This is a genomic window from Moraxella sp. DOX410 (assembly GCF_032248735.1).
In the GTDB taxonomy this organism is placed as follows: Bacteria; Pseudomonadota; Gammaproteobacteria; order Pseudomonadales; family Moraxellaceae; genus Faucicola; species Faucicola tetraodonis.
Window position 1 is genome coordinate 1,425,591 of record NZ_CP135138.1, and the last position, 20,646, is coordinate 1,446,236.

The window sequence follows — 20,646 nt, forward strand, 5'->3', positions numbered from 1 at the left end:
CCCAGTTCGCCGCCCTATCTTTAAAAGTTTAAAAGCAAAAAATAAAGCGTCTAACTAAATTTTGACTATTATAACCTAAATTTATGAAATAGCTACTCACGCGCCTTTTGCCCCGTGTTGGGTTATTTCAAATTTACTTACCTTTCTTATTTACCTTTTAAAACACTCAAGACAAAAACAGTCAGTAACATTATAGCGCTGAATGCGATGATATAACCAAAGATTGTACATGTCTTATCATTTTAGTAGTATATTTGATTATCTTTGTAATGGAGACCCCTATGTCTTTTGTTAACCAATGGCGTGATGCGAATTTTTTTAGACCATTACATATCACTTTGAGCACCTTGAGCGCTATGGGGCTAGGCTTGGGACTTGCCGCCTGCCAACCCACCCCTGAGACAAATACCCGAGCGAGCGACACTGCCCCTTCAACCGCTAATGTACCTGAAGTCATCATTGCACAAACCCCAGCCAGTATCCCACCTGCTACAGTCGGGTTAAAACGCATGGATTTTCCGGTGTATTTGGCAGGTGTGCCAAGCCTACTGCATCCGATTATTCCGTCAGTGCCCATCAATCGCAAAGCTGAAAGCGATGCCAGTGATGCTAAAAAATCACCCGTCAGCTACTTTCAAGAAGTTGCGCCCTATGATTTTCAAAGCAGTGTTTACAATATTGTGTTTGAAGGGTTAAAAACCGGGCAAGTACACCGGCTGTTTCCACACGATAACTTTGTGATAAGAGCGGTGCACACGCCCTTGGTAGATTTAAGCCAAGATGACAAAACTGCGCAGAAAAAAGCTGCCATCCCGCAAACTGCGCCTACCCAACCGCAAGCCGCTAAAGAAGCAACCAACCCATTGGCAGTCAAAGTCGGCAATACTTTACTGCTGGGCTATTTTATCTATGAAGTCAAAGAGATAGCTGATGATAATGACAATAAAACCAATCTTGATCAGCAGCTTACCTTGTATTTAAGTGATTTAAATGGCAAAAATTTATTGAAACTCACGCCCAATAATCAATATTTTAAACATTATAAATGGCTGCCTGAGAGCAAGCGTTTTTACTTCTCAACCCAAGCCGATACCAACGGCGATCGGGTGATTGATGAGAATGATAAATACTTCTATTATTTCATCGATTTTGCCAAAAACGCGCAAATAGTCACGGCGTATGATTTTAGTAAGCCAAAAGCATAAACCTTTGGTCAAATAATCCATTAAGCGCGTTTGAGACGTAACGCATTAAGCACTACAAATAGTGAGCTCAATGACATACCAATCGCAGCCAACCAAGGCGGCACATAACCTAACGCAGCGGGTATCAGTACGATAAAGTTATACCCGAGCGCCCATTTGAAGTTTTGGGCAATAATGCGATCGGTCTTGAACGCCACCTCACGTGCTTTTGCCACGGCTTGGATTTGACCATTGAGCACTAAAGAGTCACTGGAGACTTGCGCCAAATCTGCCGCACCCGCCATAGCAGTTGAGATATTGGCAGCGGCAAGTACCGGCGCATCGTTCACCCCATCACCGACCATTTGCACGATGTGTCCTTGCTGCTGCAGCGCTTTTAAATGTTGTACCTTATCATTTGGGGTAAGACCTTTATAAACCGTGTCAATACCAAGCTCGCGCGCTACCTCAAACGCCTGAGCACTTGGGTCACCGGTGAGCATCAACACCTGCGCGCCTTGTTCTTTGAGATGTTTAATGGTAGCTAAAGCGCCTTCACGGACTTTATCATGAAAATAAAAATGCGCCAGTGGTTGCCATTTTTTGCTTAGGCTATCTTGTCTCGATAAGGTCACACTGGTACTGGCTTGGTGTTTGCTCAAATTTGGCAGTAATCCATCGTCTAATCCTGATGAAGCCGCAAAACCGTAATGACCTAAACGGTAACTTAGCCCATCAATCGTAGCTTGCAGACCGCCCCCCGGAATATGTACCAAATCGCTGGTAGCGGGCAAATGCATTTGCCGAGTCATTGTCAATAACGCATGTGCAATAGGGTGACGACTACCCACTTCAAGGCTCGCTGCAATACTTAAAAAATGGTTTTTTATCTCGTCTTCGCTTTTGGCGTCATCTTCAGTAAAATCCACTGACGGATTTTGTTTAACACCATATGGTACATCCAGGGTTTCAATCGCCATCAAATTGGGTTGACCGTACGTCAATGTACCAGTTTTATCAAACGCTACATGGGTGACTTCAGCGAGTGTGGTAATGGTATGCCCCCGCGTCGCTAAAAACCCTAGGCTTGCTAGTCGATTGGTAGAAACGGTTAATGCAATGGGCGTGGCCAATGACAAGGCACAGGGACAAGTAGCGACCAATACGGCAACCGTTGCCCAAATGGCATGACTCGGCTCGATAAAATACCAGGCCAAAAACACCATACTGGCAATCACCAGTACCCGCGCGACAAACCAGCGTGCCAGTTTGTCTGCTTTTAAGGCGATTTGCGGCTTTTCACTGAGCGAGCGATTCACTAGCCTGTCAATCACGCCCATTTGGCTATCATTGGGTAATGTAGTGATTTGCATCACAAACGGCTGACTGTCATTTTGGCTACCGCCCACAATGCTATCGCCCAAGCGTTTGATGATTAAGTCACTCTCCCCGGTCAATAAACTTTCCGACACCGTGGCACTATCCGACAGCAAAATACCATCACTGATGATACTGCTACCGGCATCAATGCGGACAATATCACCCACTTTTAGCGACTGCGCCGAAACCATTTGCTCATTATCACCCCTATTAGCAGGGTCTAAACTAAGTGACTGATAAAAAAGGTCTTTATATTGACTGGCATAGAGCGTCACTTGTGAAGCATCCATATTCTCTAGCGCTAACGGCGATTCATGACCCAGCTTTGCGACCAACACAGGTTCGACGACCACCAAATCATTAGCTAAATTGGCAGCTTTTAGCCTGGCATTGTGCTCGACAAATTTGCCCGCCAATAAGAAAAATATCAGCATACTAACCGAGTCATAATAGGTCTCGCCCGTGTTGGTCAATGTCGCATATAAACTTGCCAAAAAGGTAATAACAATGGCGATACTAATCGGCACATCCATATTGACTTGGCGGGCTTTAATCGCTGACCACGCCGATTGAAAAAATGGCAACCCTGCAATCAAAAACACAGGAATACTAACAAACAGCGATACCCAGCGTAAAAATTGCCGATCGTTGACGCCGATACCTGAATATTCCCCAAAATATAGCGCCACTGCGAACATCATCGCTTGCATAGCACCCAATGCCGCAATGCCCAATTGAAACAACATACGGCGATTATCTCGCTTAAGCATCGCCTCATGGGTATCTTGCCGATAGGGTTTGGCATCATACCCAATGGCTTGCACATTTGCCAAAATTTGGCTAATCGGCAGTTTTTTCTCATCCCATACCACGCGCATCCGTTGATTGGTGAGGTTGACTTGGCAAGTGTCCATGCCATCAAGCCGATACAACTGGGTTTCAATCAGCCAACTACAGGCAGCACAGCGCAAATTGCTGATTGACAGCTCAGCAACGCTGTGCCCTTGCTGATGGTAAATAAATTGCGATTTGATATCATCGTGGTCATATGCTTGCAGCTGATATAACGAATCAGGGAGACTGGCGGTACGATTGATTTCACTGCGGTCAAGATAGTATTGCTCAAGCCCCGCCTCGATGATACTTTGCGAAGCAAGCTGACAGCCCATACAGCACATCGCCCGATCTTCACCCAATACATGGGTAAAAAATGGCGGGCTTGGCAGCGGGTCGCCACAATGAAAACAATGCCCTTCTGCTGGCAACACCAGCTCCACATCTTGATATGTGGTAGTAAATTTGCTATCCGCTTCAACAAGCATACGGCTAGGCACATCGGTTACAACCGACCGGTCAATATCCGATTGTTTTGCCCCAAATTGGCTATTGTTTGGCATCATCAAATCCCCTAGGGCAAAAACCCTAACTCACCCAAAAATGACTGTTATTGTACTCCAAAACGGTCTATTAAAGTTCAAAAATCCTGTATAAACGTGGCAAAATAGCACGATGTTGACATTGTATTTTGGCGTATTTTGGGTCATGATAAAGCACTTTTTTATACCCTTGATCGTGACGCATTTTTGTATGAATTCAACCGTTATCTCTGCCGCTAAAAATCGCCTAAACTCGCCTAAATTCCAGCATGGCTCAAACCAACAAGGGATGTTTATCCTGAGTTTTATCTTTGTGGTGGCAGTATTGGTCGGCTTGGTCTTGCTTGGGTTATATTTGGTGCGCCAAGATAATGTCATCACCCAAAAATTTGAGGGCAAACGCTGGAATATCCCTGCAAAAGTCTACTCGCAACCATTAACGTTAACGGTAGGTAATCCCCTTAGCGATGATGAATTGGAAAATTGGTTAAACTTACTCACCTATGCCCCTGACAAAAACTATGACAATGCCGGGACTTATACCAAAAAAAATGGCGAGTACTATATTCATACCCGCGAATTTAAATTTGCCGCCAACGATACTGAGCCATCGCAAATTATTAAGGTCACGCTCAAAGATAACCAAATTGAAAAACTACAAAGTACCCGTCCCAATCCATCGGGTGTGGCGCGGGTTGAGCCCATTTTTATTGGCGGTATCTATCCAGACAACAATGAAGATCGCATCGTTTTAACCATCAATGATTATCCGCAGCCATTAATTGATGCGCTGGTGGCAACAGAAGACCGCAGTTTTTATCAGCATCACGGCGTGTCTATCCGCGGGATAGGACGTGCGATTTATAGCAATTTTATGGGCGGTTCACGCCAAGGCGGCTCCACCATCACCCAGCAACTGGTTAAAAACTTCTATCTCAACTCAGACCGCACTATCAAACGTAAAGCCAATGAAGCGGTGATGGCGATTTTGCTGGAAATGCATTACACCAAAAGTGAGATTTTGCAAGCCTATATGAATGAGATTAACTTAGGTCAAAATGGCAATCACTCCATTAACGGGTTTGGGCTTGCCTCGCAGTTTTACTTTAACCGCCCCCTAAAAGAGCTTCGACTCGACCAAATGGCGATGCTCGTAGGGCTTGCCAAAGGTCCTACCCAGTACAATCCGCTACGCTACCCCGATGCTGCCCTAAAACGCCGTAACGTGGTGCTGAGTAATATGCTGATAACCGGTAAAATCAGCCAACAACAATATGATGAAGCGGTGCAGCAGCCACTGAGCATTTCTTACAATCCTGTGATTGGTAAAACGCGTTTTCCTGACTATCTAGACGTGGTCAAACGAGAACTTACCCGTACCTATGATGCCAACGATCTCAAAAACGAAGGCTTAAGAATATTTACCAGTTTTGACCCAAATGTTCAAAAAACCGCTACCAGCGCGGTCATTCAAAGCGTCAATCAGTTAAAAAAAAGTAATCCCAAACAGCTCACTAATTTGCAAGCTGCCCTAGTCAGCGCCAATCCCAACAACGGTGAACTGCTCGCTGTGGTGGGAAGTAGTCGTGATTTTACCGGTTTTAATCGCGCCGTCGATGCCAAGCGCCAAGTTGGCTCTTTACTCAAACCGATTATTTACTTAACCGCATTTGAGCAGGGTCGTTACAATTTATCAAGCAGTGTCGATGACAGCCCAATTGTGCTAAAAATGACCGATGGTAAGACATGGACACCCAGCAATTACGGTGGCGGCAGTCACGGTATTATCCCCCTCACCAGTGCTTTAGCCAATTCCTATAACCAAGCCGCGGTGCGTGTGGGCATGGAAGTCGGTATTCCCAATTTTTTAAATCAATTATACCGTATGGGTATCAGTAGTCCATTGCCTAATTATCCATCTACCTTGCTTGGCGCGGTGAATCTATCACCCATGGATATGTTGGGGATTTATCAAGTGCTGGCAACAGGTGGCTTGCGTCATGAAATTCATACCATTCGCACGATTATTGATGACCAAGGACGAGTGGTTCAGGGCTTGGAACAAAAAAATCAGCAAGTCATCAACCCCACGGCTGCCTATCTCACCAATTATGCGATGCAGCAGGTCATCAAGCAAGGTACCGCCAAAGCGGCGCTAGCGCTCGGTGACAATCTCAATCTTGCAGGTAAAACAGGGACTACCAATGATTATCGCGATGCGTGGTTTGCAGGCTATAGTGGCAATGTGGTCAGCGTTGTTTGGGTTGGTTTAGATGACAATAAACCCACAGGCTTAAGTGGCGGTAATGGCGCTTTGCCGATGTGGATGAATTTTATGAAGCAGCAAAAGCTTACCCCGGTTAATCTCATCGCGCCAGGCAATATCGAATGGCTATGGATGGAAAACGGCAAATCACAATTATCCAATGAAAAATGTCCAAATGCTATCTATGTACCTGTTGATACCGACAATCTACCGCAAGATAGTAGTGAATGTGCGGTGCAAATTTATCAACGTGAGCAAGAAGCTAGATTTGCGGCACAGCAACAACAGGCAATGAGTGACTTTGGACAAAGCCAACAACAGCGCTATGATAATATTGAGCGCAGACAAACCGATGAAGATGCCATTGGCAATAACCCACCTGCAGCCAATCGCTACCAAAATGAGGCGACTAATACGGGGAATATGCAGACCAACCCCAATACCCCTAATACCCCCAATAACGGCGGCGACCCGACCCATACCAACCAACCACTCAATGCGGCGCCGCGCTCGCAGTCTTGGTTAGAAAAATCGGTCAAAGAAATGTTTTAGAGACGATAACAGGCGAACCTTCTTATTTGTCCTTACCCTTACCGCTAGGTGTTTTGGCTTGGGTGCGCCAAGCAATAACATGGGCGTTTTCATTTTTGAGTCACATCGCATTTTTGGCTGAATGCGTTTATACTACCCAGCCAGCACGCTCGCCTTTTATTGTTTCATTATTTTATTTTTTCATTATTTTATTTGTTATTTTTAAGGACTGTTTATGCCTTGGCAGCAATTACATATTCAATGCGAAAAATCGCAAGCCGAACTGGCGGAAACCTTGATGCTAGAAGCCAATGCGCTCAGTATTAGTTTAGACGATGCGGGTGACCAACCGTTATTTGAACCATTGCCAGGGGAATCGCCACTGTGGGATGATGTGATTGTGACTGGTCTATTTGATGGCGACTGTAATCTGGAAACTGTGAGTCAAGATATCGCCAATGATGTGGTGGCGACGCGAGTTTGGACCAGCCGAGTGGATGACAAAGATTGGGAACGTGAGTGGATGAAGAACTACCATCCCATTGAATGTGCCAATGGACTTTGGATTGTGCCCAAATGGATGTCACCCCCTAACCCCAATGCAATTAACATCATTATGGATCCAGGCTTGGCATTTGGCACAGGTTATCATGCGACCACCCGTCTTTGTATCGATTGGCTGACAGAACAACCGCTGCAAGATAAAGTGGTGATTGACTATGGGTGCGGCTCAGGTATTTTGGGCATTGCGGCACTTTTGCTCGGGGCAAAACAGGTGTATGCGGTCGATATTGACCCCCAAGCGGTATTAGCCACCCATCAAAATGCCGAGCGCAACAAGGTAGCCGATCAGCTTCAGGCATTTTTACCCGAACAATTTAGTGACTATTGTAAAGAGCAGGCTATTTTGCCCGTGGACTTGATAACCGCAAATATTTTAGCCAAACCGCTAATGAGCCTTGCCCCTTATTTTGCCACATTATTGAAATCTCAAGGTAGCATTGTGTTGGCAGGTCTGATTGAAAACCAAGTGGAAGATGTAAAAGCTGCCTATCAGCCTTATTTTGAGATGGATGGCGAATTTACCTTTAGCGCGCAAGAAGATAGACATTGGCATCGCCTCTCGGGTTTTCGCCGTGATTAGGACAAGTCGCGATTGGTATAAAAAGCCTTACAAGGCGGTAAGGTTTTCTTTTCCCCGTCAAAGCCTAGTAATAGCCTAACAACATAGCTAGTAACTTCCCTAGCAGCCTAGTGAATATAAATTCTAGGAAATTTGTTGACTTTATTTTTTATTCGTCATTAAATGATTTAACACACGACATTATTAAAAATCAAAGACGCAAACTAAAAATGCTAAAAGGGAAGTGATGTTGCGATGAATTTGTACAATGCCAAATGCCCAAACTGCCAACATGCATTTAAAATCAACGATGAACAGTTAGCCGTTAAAAATGGGTACGTTCGTTGTTCCTATTGCAAAACCATTTTCTCCGCCGCCGACCAGCTAGAACAACAAAAAATTACTAACAACAATCCGCCGGCAAGTCCAAACCATCAGACGTCCTCGGCGCTCATCGATGATAAATCTGAGGAGATTTTATTTGACGATGAGTCAGGTATTGATGAAGCCGGCAATCTCATTGTCGATGAACCAGTTAAACCCATCTCACCCTATCCCTTGTCACAATCTCATACAAAATCAGCCTATGCTAAATCAAACAGCACCATAGATGACTTAGAAATTATAGACAATTTTGACCAACTGCCCATAGCCAAAAATACCAACCCCAAAGTATTGATTGGCGATGAGGACGCCGTTGAAGCGATAGACCTCGCCCAAGATAACGAGACGTTAGGCGATGAGCAGGCTTGGCTGCTAAGTTTAATGGCACAAGCGGATGACAACGAAGCAGCGGACGACACAGCCGGCGCCAAGCGAGGCATGGATGGGGTGTTTAACACAGATATTTTTGACCAAATTCCGATTGATACTCGTAGTGAGCAACAAGCAGATTTGTTAGCCTATCAACAAAAGATTGATGAACGCTTGTCACAACAAGTTTCCTCGCAGCAATTGGCGAATGCAAAAATTTTTAATATGCGCATTATTTGGGGATTAGGTAGCTTATTATTAGTCTTTTTGTTAGCCGCGCAATATATTATTTTTAACATCGACACCCTAATCACTTCAAAAACAAACGCGGCCGTGCTCTCAAATATTTGCCATAAAATCCCTGCCTGTCAATTGCCTATCGCTGATACGGGTCTTATTGATGTGCAGATGCTAGCGCTTGCCCATTCATCCAAACTAGCGGGGCAGACTGACTTGGTATTTACTCTGACCAATACCACGGATAATAATATTGTCTATCCGAGTGTTAAGGTTTCGCTGCGCAGTGGCAATACCATACTTGCGCAAACCCTACTCACCCCTAGCCATTATTTGGAAGCCGGTAACAACTATTTGATGCCGCATCAAATAAAACCCGTCAAATTGCGTATTGACTTTCCAAAAACCAAAGTTCAAGCCGCTAATATTGAGCTGATTTATTAAATTTTTTTGGCTTCATTCAATTGAGCTTCTTTTTAGCTTCATTCCAATATTGATACACCAAGCCTCCAGTATCTAGTATTTATCGCAGAATTTTACATATTGTAAACAACTTAAGCTTGCTATCAGTTTCATAATTGTTTTAGTATAAGTACTAATAACTTTATTATTCGTCTTGATATTTAAGTTTTATTTAATCTGTTGACTAACGAATTATTCAATAAATTTGTAATCAAATTTAGTTTGAGAATCTGTTATGCCCAATTCTGTTGCTTTACAAAATCGCGCCAAGTATTCCAATATGTCAGATAGCCCATCTAATCCCTACACTACCCATACCCCATCGCAAACTTCTCCTAGCGCAAGCCTAGCTCATCACATTGAGCTTGTAGTGCGAGAGTACTTTGATAATTTAAAAGAACAACAACCGACCCAGCTTTATGAGCTTATGTTGTCACAATTTGAAAAACCGCTGATCAGTGTCGTCCTTGAACATACCCGCGGCAATCAAACCAAAACCGCCGAGATTTTGGGAGTTAATCGCGGCACATTGCGTAAAAAACTCAAAACCCACCAATTATTATAATTGATAAAAATACCCGCTTTTTTATGATAAGATATCGCCATATTTTGGGATTAATAGAGTCGGGGTATGAAAGCCAATCAGTCAGTTCGTCATAACTGACTTTTTGTTTTTTCTGCACCCAGTATTTTTTTGTCAACGAGTCGAGTCAATTATGAATCAAGCTTATGCATTGCTCTCTGTTTCTGATAAATCGGGTATTGTGGATTTTGCCAAAGGTCTAATCACCCACGGTTTTCGTCTACTATCAACAGGCGGCACCTACAAACTACTCAAACAACATGACTTAGCAGTGACTGAAGTCGCAGAATACACAGGTTTTGCAGAGATGATGGATGGTCGGGTAAAAACCCTGCATCCAAAAATTCATGGCGGTATTTTAGGTCGCCGCGGCACTGATGATGCCATTATGCAAGAGCATGGCATCGACCGCATTGACATGGTCGTTGTCAATTTATATCCATTCGCCCAAACCGTTGCCAACCCAAATGTCACCAAAGAAGACGCCATCGAAAACATTGATATTGGTGGACCTACCATGGTGCGTGCCGCGGCAAAAAATCATGACCATGTCAGCATTGTGACAAGCCCCAACGATTATGCAGCAATCTTGGGTGAGCTAACAGCAAACGGCCGCATCAGTGATACCACCCGATTTGACTTAGCGGTAAAAGCATTTGAGCATACCGCACATTATGATGGTATGATTGCCAACTTTTTAGGCAACCGCCTGCAAAGCTTTGAATCGGCAGACCAATTCCCGCGTACTTTTAACGTACAAATGGACAAAGCGCAAGACTTACGCTATGGTGAAAACCCGCATCAACAAGCCGCTTTTTATGTCGAAAAAGCGCAGGTAAATGGTCAAAAAGAAGCCAGTATTGCCACTGCCAAGCAATTACAAGGTAAAGAACTATCTTACAATAACATCGCAGATACCGATGCGGCGTTAGAATGCGTGAAATCGTTTGATATGCCTGCGTGTGTCATCGTTAAACACGCCAATCCTTGTGGTGTGGCCGTGGATGCCGACTTAACCCATGCTTATCAAAAAGCCTTTGCCACTGACCCAGAATCTGCGTTTGGCGGTATCATTGCCTTTAACCGTGAATTAGATATCAAAACAGCAAAAGCGATTGTGGATCAGCAATTTGTTGAAGTCATCATCGCCCCAAGCGTTGCCGACGGTGTGCTCGATGTCACATCTGCCAAGAAAAATGTGCGCGTGTTAGTCTGCGGTGAATTACCAAACCCAAGTGAGCGCCAAGCCCAGTTTGATTTCAAACGCGTCACCGGTGGTTTATTGGTGCAAGCGCAAGATTTGGGCTTAGTTACTTTAGATGATTTAAAAGTGGTGACAAAAGTACAGCCGACTCAGCAACAATTCGATGATTTGCTATTTACTTGGCAAGTCGCCAAATATGTGAAATCCAATGCGATTGTGTATGCCAAAGATGGGCGTACCATTGGGGTAGGCGCAGGGCAAATGAGCCGTGTCAACTCAGCCCGTATTGCCGCGATTAAAGCTGAGCACGCTGGTCTATCGCCTGTGGGTGCGGTGATGGCATCAGATGCCTTCTTCCCATTCCGTGATGGTATTGACAATGCCGCAGCAGTGGGGATTAAGGCGATTATCCAGCCAGGTGGCTCAATGCGCGATGATGAAACCATCGCCGCAGCCGATGAGCATGGGATTGCGATGGTGTTCACCGGTATGCGTCATTTCAGACATTAATTTTTGTTAGGCATAAAAAAGGCGAAACTGATTAGGTTTCGCCTTTTTTAATTGATAATTTTTTTTATAGCTCTGCTAAGGTTTATAGTTTAGCTAAGGTTTGGCAAATATCGAGCATGCGATTGGCATAGCCCCATTCATTGTCATACCAAGCAAACACTTTAAATTGCCGCCCCACACTCATGGTCTGTAAGCTATCAATCACCAATGAATGCGCATCATGGATAAAGTCACTGGACACCAATGGCTCATCGCTGTAATCCATGATACCCAATAAATCTTGTTCACTGGCATGTTTTAACAGCTGATTGATAGCAGTAACATCCGTGGCTCTGTCAAAGGTAAATGTCACATCAATTGCCGCGACATCCATGGTCGGTACGCGGATAGAATACCCATTCACCTTGCCTGCCATATGCGGCATCACTCGATTGACCGCAGCGATACTACTTGATGTGGTTGGGATAATGTTATGCCCAGAAGCCCGTGCACGGCGCAAATCACGGTGGACTTGGTCAAGCACGGTTTGGTCAGCGGTCACCGCATGGATTTCGGTCATCATTGCTGATTCGATACCATAGGCATGATGCAATACATATAGTAAAGGTACGAGCGCTTGGGTGGTACACGACACGCTGGATAAAATTTTTTTATCACGGCTAAGCTCATGGTCATTGACGCCCACTACGATACTGGCATCTACATGATCAAACGGAGCAGCCCCAATCATCACCTGCTTGGCGCCCGCCATAATATGCTGCGACGCCTGTTCATAGCTGCGAAAATGACCCGTGCTCTCAAGCACCATGTCGATACCCAGTTTTTGCCAAGGTAATTTGCTGGCAATGGGCTGCTGTATCAATACAATTTTTTGCCGAAATTCTCCTTGGCTTAATAGCAAGAAATGCTGTTGTTTTTCCCCCAAATCTACTGTTTTTAATTCAATATGGATATCACTGACCGCAGATAATCGACCATGGGTACTGTCATATTTGAGTAGATGTAACAGGGTTGCTGGCTCAGCAATATCATTGATGGCGACGATATTTAACGGCTGTAATTGTAAAGGATTTTGACAAAACCGTTCGATATAAGCACGTAGCACGTTGCGCCCAATACGACCAAAGCCATTAATAGCAATGTTAAAAGGTTTGATGGTAGAAGCATTCAATCAGGGATATTCCTTACTAGACAAGTGCTCAATTGCCATGCGGTTTTAAAAACAACAAGGCAAGTTTCACATCATTATAAGAATAGGCGTTTCTTAATTCTTCGACAATCGCGCGAATTTTGATTTTGCCATCGTTATCTTTATCGCGTTTGTCATCACGTTTGGCTATTTTTTGATACGCCTTATTAATCGGCTGTAACCATTCGTCATGAGGTTGTAGATGCGCGATGTTGGCGCGGGGAAAATGCTCAGCAATTTTCTCGATATGTCCCATCACGGTTGATTGGGCGAGATTACGGGCTTGCGCAATTTCTGCAATGGTCAAACTTTCATCCAACAAGGCTTTAGTTTCCAGCACCGTGGGGGTGATAACGCCTGCCGCATCATCCGCCAAAGATTGCAGCTGCTGTACAGCATGGCGACGTTTTTCAATCAGTTTTTGCTGTTGTTTGGCGCGATTTTCATACGCAGCGATTTTTTCTTTATCCAGCGTACCCCGGCATTGAATGATAAATTCACGATGAAGGTCATTGAGCTGTTTTTTACTGCGCGTCAAAAATTCACATTCTTGCTCTGCACTGATCGCTTGAAATCGCTGGTCAGCCCCGCGCGCTAAGGGATCAAGCTGTAAGCTTAATTCATTGACGCCCAGTAATTGTAGTCCAGATAGCTGCTTTAACCGTGATAAAGCCACATAGCCCTGCCCTTTTTCAAAGGTTTTCGACAAATCCACTTCTGCCGCATCCAGCGTCATGCCTTGGCTTTTGTGAATGGTAATCGCCCACGCTAGCGTCAAGGGGATGTGGTAATAGGCAGCCAGTATTTCGCCCTCTTCATCATCAATACGCCATGAATCATATTCAGCGATGACTTTGCGGCCGTCATTGAGCTCAACCAAGGGGTACAGTAACTCCGATAGTTTGTCATCAGCCGTGTCTGTCGCGGCGGTATCATCCTCATCCCTATCCTCATCCCTGGGGTGAGTTTGTTGTGATTGACCGCCATTGACTTCATCGAGCAAGTCTGCCATATCGGCTTGTTGTTCTTGTTCGATGGCATCGAGCAAGGCACTTGCATCTGCTGCCAGCGCTTGTTCACCGAGCGGCTCAGATAGGTGATTGTCTGATGGGCTATTGTCTGATGGGCTGTTTTTTGATGCGCTATCGTCTGTTTGTTTATTTGGTTGTTTAAGGGTGGTGGCAACAAAATCAACTACTTTGCCCATGGTGCCATTTGAGACATTAAGCTCGGCGTTGTTTTTGATAAACATCACTTTTGCGCCAAGTTTGAGCACCAGTTCTGGGGTATTGCGTACGGATTTTTTTAGCGTTTCTACCAGCTTTTCATCGCCTTCTCCCCAAGCGCGAAAAGTATGCGCCGGTGTGGTAATTTTGCCAAGTTCCTGCTCATTGATAGCTTGTACATTAACATTGTGGGTAAACAGTCGGGTACGGTTATCGGCTAACACATGCTCAGCCGTGGCGGTCAAAGCAGGCATGATATGGGGGGTAAACTGCTGGCTACGAATTTGATTTAAAATTGCAGTCAAATCCAAACCATAATAGGTGTTACCTGCCACTGCTGTTTTGTCAGTTTTTTGGCGGTGCTGCTCAGATAAATAGCAAATTTGAAAATCTGCATCCAGCCAAGCTTGCGCCATAAAGGCAAATTTATCGCGGTTGCTCTCATGGGGCTCACCAATCGGCGGCAACTGAAAAAAATCCCCGGCGACCAATAGCTGTATCCCACCAAACGGCAGTGTGTTTTCTTTGATGGCTTGTAGCACTTGGTTAATCAGCTCAAATTGCTGTCGATGCAGCATTGAGATTTCATCAATCACCAATACCTTGGTGCGCTCAATGCGCTCCACAACCACCGTGCGTTTTTTGATGCGAGCGATGTCTTTGGCGGTTAGCTCGTTACTGATACCGATGCCCGCCCAGCTGTGAATGGTCATGCCGTTCATGTGGGTGGCAGCAATGCCTGTGCTTGCCGTCACCGCCACCGCCACATCCCTTGCGCGCAGATAATGCAAATACTGATTGATGGTATAGGTCTTGCCCGCCCCTGCTGAGCCTGTTAAAAACACATTTTTACCAGTTTTAAGGATATCAAGGGCGGTGGCTTGTTTCATTAGTTATACAAAGCTTTTGTAGATAAAAAAGAAGGGATTAAAAAAAACGAGTTAAAAATGAGCCTACTATAAAGGCAAAGCCGAGGAAAGGCAATGATTGACAGCGCCAAAATACGCCATCAAATGCTTCACCGGTTAGTCAATCATGGTTTTGATTTGCTTGAGACTTAAATAACCAATATGCAGCGCATCGTCAGGTAGCTGGTTTTTTTCATGCTCGGTTAATGGCTGAATGGTCAGTGCCACATCTTTTGGCAGTAAATCAGCCACACAGTGAATATCATCCAAGTCTAGTTGATGCTTATCATCTACATGACTGGTTGCCACGCCGCTTTTGGCGATATCGATATTATCAAATGTATAATCTTGATAAAATGCCGTTTTTTTAACTTGCGCCGTTGCTTTACCTAGCGTCTCGGCTACCACAAGTGTTTTATAATGGAACTCTTCAAATTGACCCGGTAGATAACCGCCTAAATTGACAAAATAAAGTTGTTTGCCCTGACTATCTAATTTGTTATCTACCCTATCATCTTCAAACCTGCTATCTGCAAGCGCTTTATCTTTTGACAATCCATCCTTTGAAAAGCTATCTGTCGACAACAAAATTTGATAATCACCCACCCGCTTCACTTCTCGCCATGCGTCTAAGTGCCAGTTGTTTTTGACTGCCGGCCAGTGCTGATTGACAGTCTCAATTGTTTCACTTAGGCTATTTGCAATCACAAACATCACATCATGCTGTTCAATGAGTCGTCCTTGGGGGCGCGCCCCGATTTTTAACATAAATAGTTTCATAGTTATACGCCCAAATGTGTCGCCATTAAAAATTAAAAACCCGCGAACTATCATAGATTTTTGTCACAGGTTTTTATCACCACAGGTTTTTATTATTTTATCTTACGGTTATTTTTTGACCATCGGCATTTTAGCGCTTTCTAACTTTGCCAAGGCATCTGGTAGTTTATCAATCGCGGTCGCTACCACCGCTTGTGCCGCTTGCGAGATGCCAAGCTTCTGCGCGATGGTCGGTTTTTGACGAGATTGAATGGCATACAATTCGCTATCTGTCATTTTTTCTAAGATATAACTGTCCGATGTTTGCAGGGCATCGACCAAATTGCGTGTTATCGCATCTTCACCGTACCAATGCTCACCGGTTGCCACTTGTTCAACATCCAAACTTGGACGGTATTTACGCACAAAGTCTTTAAATAGTTTGTGCGTTTCTTCCAGCTCTTGTTGGAATTTTTGTTTGTCTTCTTCGGTATTTTCACCAAAAACGGTTACCGTGCGTTTGTATTTACCTGCGGTAAATACTTCGACATCGATGTCATGTTTTTCTAATAAATCATGAAAATTGGGCACTTGTGCCACCACACCAATCGAGCCAACCACCGCAAATGGCGCCGCCAAAATTTTATCAGCCACACACGCCATCATATAGCCACCACTGGCGGCGACTTTATCAATACAGACCGTTAAATTTAGTCCTGCTTCTTTTATACGTGCCAACTGGGCAGCAGCGAGGCCATACGCGTGTACCATGCCACCTGAGGACTCAAGGCGCACAATGACTTCATCTTCAGGTTTTGCCACCGTCAATAGCGTGCTGATTTCTTCACGCAGTTGCTGTACTTCCGTGGCTTTTATATCGCCATGAAAATCCAGCACAAAACAATTTTTGTTGGCAGGTTTATTTTTGAATAGACCAAATTTTGAGGTTTTTTTGGGATTGTCTTTTTTCGTCAAGTCTGTAAATGCGCGGCTGATGAGTGATATTAACCCTTTATCATTCACCATTTGCAATTGTAATTGTTGTTTGCGCTGGGCTTTGACTTTATTTAAATGGGTGACTTTCATTTCAAGCGGATGTTTGGCATTTTGAAATAGCATAATAACTCTCTAATTAAGGAAAAAAATTCACACAATGGATTTTATATAGCGTTTATTTTGCTGTTTTCAATCGCTTATCCACACAATATTCGCGAAAAGTCTGTGACAGGCATGGCTAGTAGATATGCATGATAAACCGTGTTTCATATTGTGAAATTTGAGTAAACAAGGCATAATATTCGTTTATAAAAATTTTTGCTACTTCTTACATTACGAAAAATATTGGGATTGCTTCATTATGATGCGTACACACTATTGCGGGCTTGTCACCGAAAACTTAAACGACCAAACCATCACTATTTGCGGTTGGGTGCATCGTCGCCGTGACCACGGTGGGGTTATTTTCTTGGATATGCGTGACCGTGAAGGCCTACTGCAAGTGGTCATCGACCCAGATACCCCAGAAGCATTCGCTACAGCAGATAGCGCGCGTTCTGAATATGTGCTCAAAATTACCGGTCGTGTGCGTCAGCGTTATGCCGGTACTGAAAACAAAAACATGACCAGCGGTCAAGTGGAATTATTAGCGAAAGATATCGAAACAATCGCCACCTCTGAGACGCCGCCATTCCCCCTCAATGATGAGTTCACTAACGTTTCTGAAGAACTACGCCTAAAATATCGCTTTTTAGACATGCGCCGTCCAGAGATGCAAGAGCGTATGAAGTTTCGCGCCAAAGCTACTTCCACCATTCGCCGTTACCTAGATGACCAAGGTTTCTTGGATGTAGAAACCCCCATCTTGACCCGTGCCACCCCAGAAGGCGCGCGTGATTATTTGGTGCCTAGCCGCGTGTCAAACGGTGAATTTTATGCCCTACCACAGTCGCCTCAGCTATTTAAACAACTGCTGATGGTAGCGGGTTTCGACCGTTATTATCAAATTGCTAAATGTTTTCGTGATGAAGACTTACGTGCTGACCGCCAGCCAGAATTTACCCAAATCGATATCGAAACCTCATTCTTAAGTGATGAAGATATCATGAACATTGCCGAAGGATTAACAAAAGACTTGTTCAAAACCATGATGAACATTGAATTTGATACCTTCCCGCGTATGACATACGCTGAAGCGATGCGTGATTATGCGTCTGACAAACCAGACTTGCGTATTCCTATGAAGTTAATTGACGTGGCTGATATCATGCAGTCTGTGGAATTTAAAGTATTCTCAGCCCCTGCCCAAGACCCAAAAGGTCGTGTGGTGGCGCTTCGGGTACCACAGGGTAGCGACCTCACCCGTAAACAAATCGACGAATATACTAAATTTGTCGGCATTTATGGGGCAAAAGGTTTGGCTTATATCAAAGTCAACGATGTGAGCAACATCAACAACGGTGTCGATAAAGAATCAGGTCTACAATCGCCGATTATCAAAAACATGACCGATGAAGTATTAGTCGAGCTGATTAAACGTACTGAGGCGCAAACCGGTGATATCATCTTCTTTGGTGCGGATAAAGCCAAGGTCGTCAATGATGCCATGGGTGCGCTGCGTGTCAAATTGGGTCTAGACCTAAATATGCTAACCCAAGAATGGGCGCCGCTTTGGGTCGTGGATTTCCCGATGTTTGAAGAAACCGACAGTGGTGATGGGCTGGGGGGTAAATGGACGTCGGTGCATCACCCCTTCACCAAGCCAAAAGGCACGGTTGAAGCGATGAAAAACAACCCAGAAACCGCACTGTCTATCGCTTATGACATGGTATTAAACGGTACTGAAATCGGTGGTGGTTCATTGCGTATTAATACCTTAGATATGCAAAAAGCGGTATTTGAAGCCTTGGGTATTTCTGAAGCCGAAGCCGAAGAGAAATTCTCATTCTTACTTAACGCGCTAAAATACGGTGCGCCACCGCACGGTGGTTTGGCATTCGGTCTTGACCGTTTAATTATGCTAATGACAGGCTCACAATCGATTCGAGACGTCATTGCCTTCCCAAAAACCAAAACGGCTGAATGTCCGCTGACTGAAGCCCCGGCACCTGTGGATGGCAAACAACTGCGTGAATTGGGTATTCGTATACGCGAAAAAGACAGTAAACCGGCACAATCTTGATCAAGGTCACACCTTTAATTAGATGAATGCCTTTACTCTTCTCAAATATGTGCCAATGTGGATGCTGTATCTGTTGGCACATATCGCAAGCTTTATCATTTCACTTCGTCGTGACAAAAGTATCATGAAAACCGTTGATACTAACTTACGACTTGTCTATCCTGAACTTACTCAAACTCAGCGTGACCAGCTTGCCAAAGCCTGTATTGCCAATCAAAGTAAAAATATGGTGGAATCGGCTAAAAGCTGGGCGATGCCACCTGCGTGGTCGGTTAAACAAATCCATACCGTGCATCATCAACAAGTTTTGATGCAAGCCTTACAAAACCCCAATGGCATGCTTGCAATTGTGCCGCATTTGGGAACATGGGAAATCATGAATGCGTGGCTCAACCAGTTTGGTGCACCGACCATCATGTATAAACCCGTGAAAGGTGAACAAGCCAATCAGTTTGTGCTGCAAGGGCGTCAGCGAATAAATGCAACTTTGGTACCAACCGATGCCACTGGGGTCAAAGCGATTTTTAAAACCCTAAAAGCAGGCGGTTTTAGTATCATATTGCCTGACCATGTCCCTGACCCATCTGGCGGTGAAGTGGTGCCGTTTTTTGGCATTCCGACACTAACCAGTACCTTAGCTAGCAAATTAGCCAGTAAAACAAAGTGTAGCTTGGTAGGTTTGACCTGTGTACGCCGTGACGATGGACAAGGTTTTGATATTTATTGTGATGAGCTAACTGACCCCGCTTTGTATGACAAAAACATGGTGACAGCAACAACCGCGATGAACCACGCCATCGAGCGGATGATTGGCCGTTTCCCCAGTCAATACATGTGGGGCTATAAGCGCTTTAAACGTGTGCCAGGATTTCCGGTTATTTATAATGCCAAGCCATCTATCGCAGTAGCGGTTCGCCAGCGTTATCCAAAACTTGGCAATCATGATATTATCAATTCATTCACTTAATATGATAATCATTGACTTATGACTTTACCAAATTATACTTCAGCGCCTGCTTTGCCCGATGAAAACCGTTACATTATTTGTATGAAATGGGGCACCAAATACGGTGCTGAGTACGTTAATCGCCTGTACAATATGGTTAACAGACATTTAACATTACCGTTTCAAATGGTATGTTTGACCGATGATAGCACAGGGATAGATGCCAACGTCAAATGCTACCCAATTCCTGAGCTCAATTTACCCAGTAATATTCCTGAACGTGGCTGGAAAAAACTGACCACCTTTAGCCCTGAATTATATGATTTAAAAGGCACGGCGTTATTTTTGGATATTGATATTGTGATTGTCGATAATATTGATTGCTTTTTTACTTATCAAGCGCAACACGATGACAGTGTGGTGATTATCCGTGATTGGAAAAAACCGTGGCGCATGGTGGGTAATTCATCGGTGTATCGCTTTAAAGTCGGACAACATACTTACCCAAATCTGTTATCAAATTTTGAGCAAAATTTTGACAAGATTCGTAGCCAAGTACGCCATGAGCAAGCTTATCTATCCAATTATTTGCGTGAACATCATCACCTTGAATATTGGGATGCGTCTTGGTGCGTGAGCTTTAAATACCAATGTGTGCAGCCATTTCCCTTAAGTTTTGTCAAACCGCCGATTTTGCCTAAAGGGGCAAAAATGGTGATTTTTCATGGGGAAGTGAATCCACCTGATGCCATCATGGGTAAAAGCGGTAAATGGTATCGTAAGGTATTACCAACTAACTGGATTAGGGATTATTGGTATTGATATCAGTAA

14 protein-coding genes are annotated in these 20,646 nt (G+C 44.3%); 9 read left to right on the forward strand and 5 right to left on the reverse strand.

Features of this window, described 5'->3' with window-relative positions:
- Nucleotides 1-281 precede the first annotated feature (281 nt).
- A complete protein-coding gene (locus tag RNZ41_RS06325) occupies nucleotides 282-1,205 on the forward strand; it encodes a hypothetical protein (RefSeq protein ID WP_314026860.1) in 924 nt (307 codons plus the stop codon).
- A 20-nt stretch (nucleotides 1,206-1,225) separates the two neighbouring features.
- On the opposite strand, the gene RNZ41_RS06330 is transcribed toward RNZ41_RS06325, so the two are convergent.
- Nucleotides 1,226-3,886, reverse strand: coding sequence for a heavy metal translocating P-type ATPase (locus tag RNZ41_RS06330; RefSeq protein ID WP_314027824.1), 2,661 nt, complete (start codon nucleotides 3,884-3,886; stop codon nucleotides 1,226-1,228).
- Nucleotides 3,887-4,151: 265 nt separating this feature from the next.
- On the opposite strand from RNZ41_RS06330, the gene mrcB reads away from it, so the two are divergent.
- From mrcB to purH, 5 genes are all read left to right on the forward strand, one after another.
- Nucleotides 4,152-6,758 (forward strand): penicillin-binding protein 1B, encoded by a 2,607-nt coding sequence (gene mrcB, locus RNZ41_RS06335; protein WP_314026861.1) that lies wholly within the window; start codon nucleotides 4,152-4,154, stop codon nucleotides 6,756-6,758.
- A gap of 214 nt (nucleotides 6,759-6,972) precedes the next feature.
- Nucleotides 6,973-7,881, forward strand: a complete 909-nt coding sequence (prmA, locus tag RNZ41_RS06340) for a 50S ribosomal protein L11 methyltransferase (RefSeq protein WP_312113678.1) — start codon at nucleotides 6,973-6,975, stop codon at nucleotides 7,879-7,881.
- Nucleotides 7,882-8,115: 234 nt separating this feature from the next.
- The gene (locus RNZ41_RS06345) at nucleotides 8,116-9,294 is read left to right on the forward strand and encodes a DUF3426 domain-containing protein (RefSeq protein ID WP_314026862.1); all 1,179 of its coding nucleotides are present in this window, start codon (nucleotides 8,116-8,118) and stop codon (nucleotides 9,292-9,294) included.
- Nucleotides 9,295-9,547: 253 nt separating this feature from the next.
- Entirely contained in the window at nucleotides 9,548-9,877 is a 330-nt protein-coding gene (locus RNZ41_RS06350) for a helix-turn-helix domain-containing protein (RefSeq protein ID WP_409950567.1), read from the forward strand.
- A 151-nt stretch (nucleotides 9,878-10,028) separates the two neighbouring features.
- Nucleotides 10,029-11,609 (forward strand): bifunctional phosphoribosylaminoimidazolecarboxamide formyltransferase/IMP cyclohydrolase, encoded by a 1,581-nt coding sequence (purH, locus tag RNZ41_RS06355; RefSeq protein ID WP_314026863.1) that lies wholly within the window; start codon nucleotides 10,029-10,031, stop codon nucleotides 11,607-11,609.
- 82 nt (nucleotides 11,610-11,691) lie between these two features.
- Here the strand turns inward: purH and RNZ41_RS06360 are convergent, their stop codons facing one another.
- From RNZ41_RS06360 to sohB, 4 genes are all read right to left on the reverse strand, one after another.
- The gene (locus RNZ41_RS06360) at nucleotides 11,692-12,780 is read right to left on the reverse strand and encodes a type I glyceraldehyde-3-phosphate dehydrogenase (protein ID WP_314026864.1); all 1,089 of its coding nucleotides are present in this window, start codon (nucleotides 12,778-12,780) and stop codon (nucleotides 11,692-11,694) included.
- A gap of 28 nt (nucleotides 12,781-12,808) precedes the next feature.
- The gene (locus tag RNZ41_RS06365) at nucleotides 12,809-14,914 is read right to left on the reverse strand and encodes an AAA family ATPase (protein ID WP_314026865.1); all 2,106 of its coding nucleotides are present in this window, start codon (nucleotides 14,912-14,914) and stop codon (nucleotides 12,809-12,811) included.
- A gap of 135 nt (nucleotides 14,915-15,049) precedes the next feature.
- A complete protein-coding gene (locus tag RNZ41_RS06370) occupies nucleotides 15,050-15,712 on the reverse strand; it encodes a DUF1543 domain-containing protein (protein ID WP_007116856.1) in 663 nt (220 codons plus the stop codon).
- 108 nt (nucleotides 15,713-15,820) lie between these two features.
- Nucleotides 15,821-16,810, reverse strand: a complete 990-nt coding sequence (gene sohB / locus RNZ41_RS06375) for a protease SohB (protein ID WP_314026866.1) — start codon at nucleotides 16,808-16,810, stop codon at nucleotides 15,821-15,823.
- Between the two features lie 238 nt (nucleotides 16,811-17,048).
- Here sohB and aspS point away from each other — a divergent pair, with 238 nt between their 5' ends.
- Genes aspS through RNZ41_RS06390 form a run of 3 tightly spaced genes read left to right on the forward strand, consistent with a single transcriptional unit; the run spans nucleotide 17,049 to nucleotide 20,637 of the window.
- The gene (gene aspS / locus RNZ41_RS06380; protein WP_314026867.1) at nucleotides 17,049-18,869 is read left to right on the forward strand and encodes an aspartate--tRNA ligase; all 1,821 of its coding nucleotides are present in this window, start codon (nucleotides 17,049-17,051) and stop codon (nucleotides 18,867-18,869) included.
- 22 nt (nucleotides 18,870-18,891) lie between these two features.
- Nucleotides 18,892-19,836, forward strand: a complete 945-nt coding sequence (locus RNZ41_RS06385; protein WP_314026868.1) for a lysophospholipid acyltransferase family protein — start codon at nucleotides 18,892-18,894, stop codon at nucleotides 19,834-19,836.
- An 18-nt stretch (nucleotides 19,837-19,854) separates the two neighbouring features.
- The gene (locus RNZ41_RS06390; protein ID WP_409950568.1) at nucleotides 19,855-20,637 is read left to right on the forward strand and encodes a glycosyltransferase; all 783 of its coding nucleotides are present in this window, start codon (nucleotides 19,855-19,857) and stop codon (nucleotides 20,635-20,637) included.
- Nucleotides 20,638-20,646 lie beyond the last annotated feature (9 nt).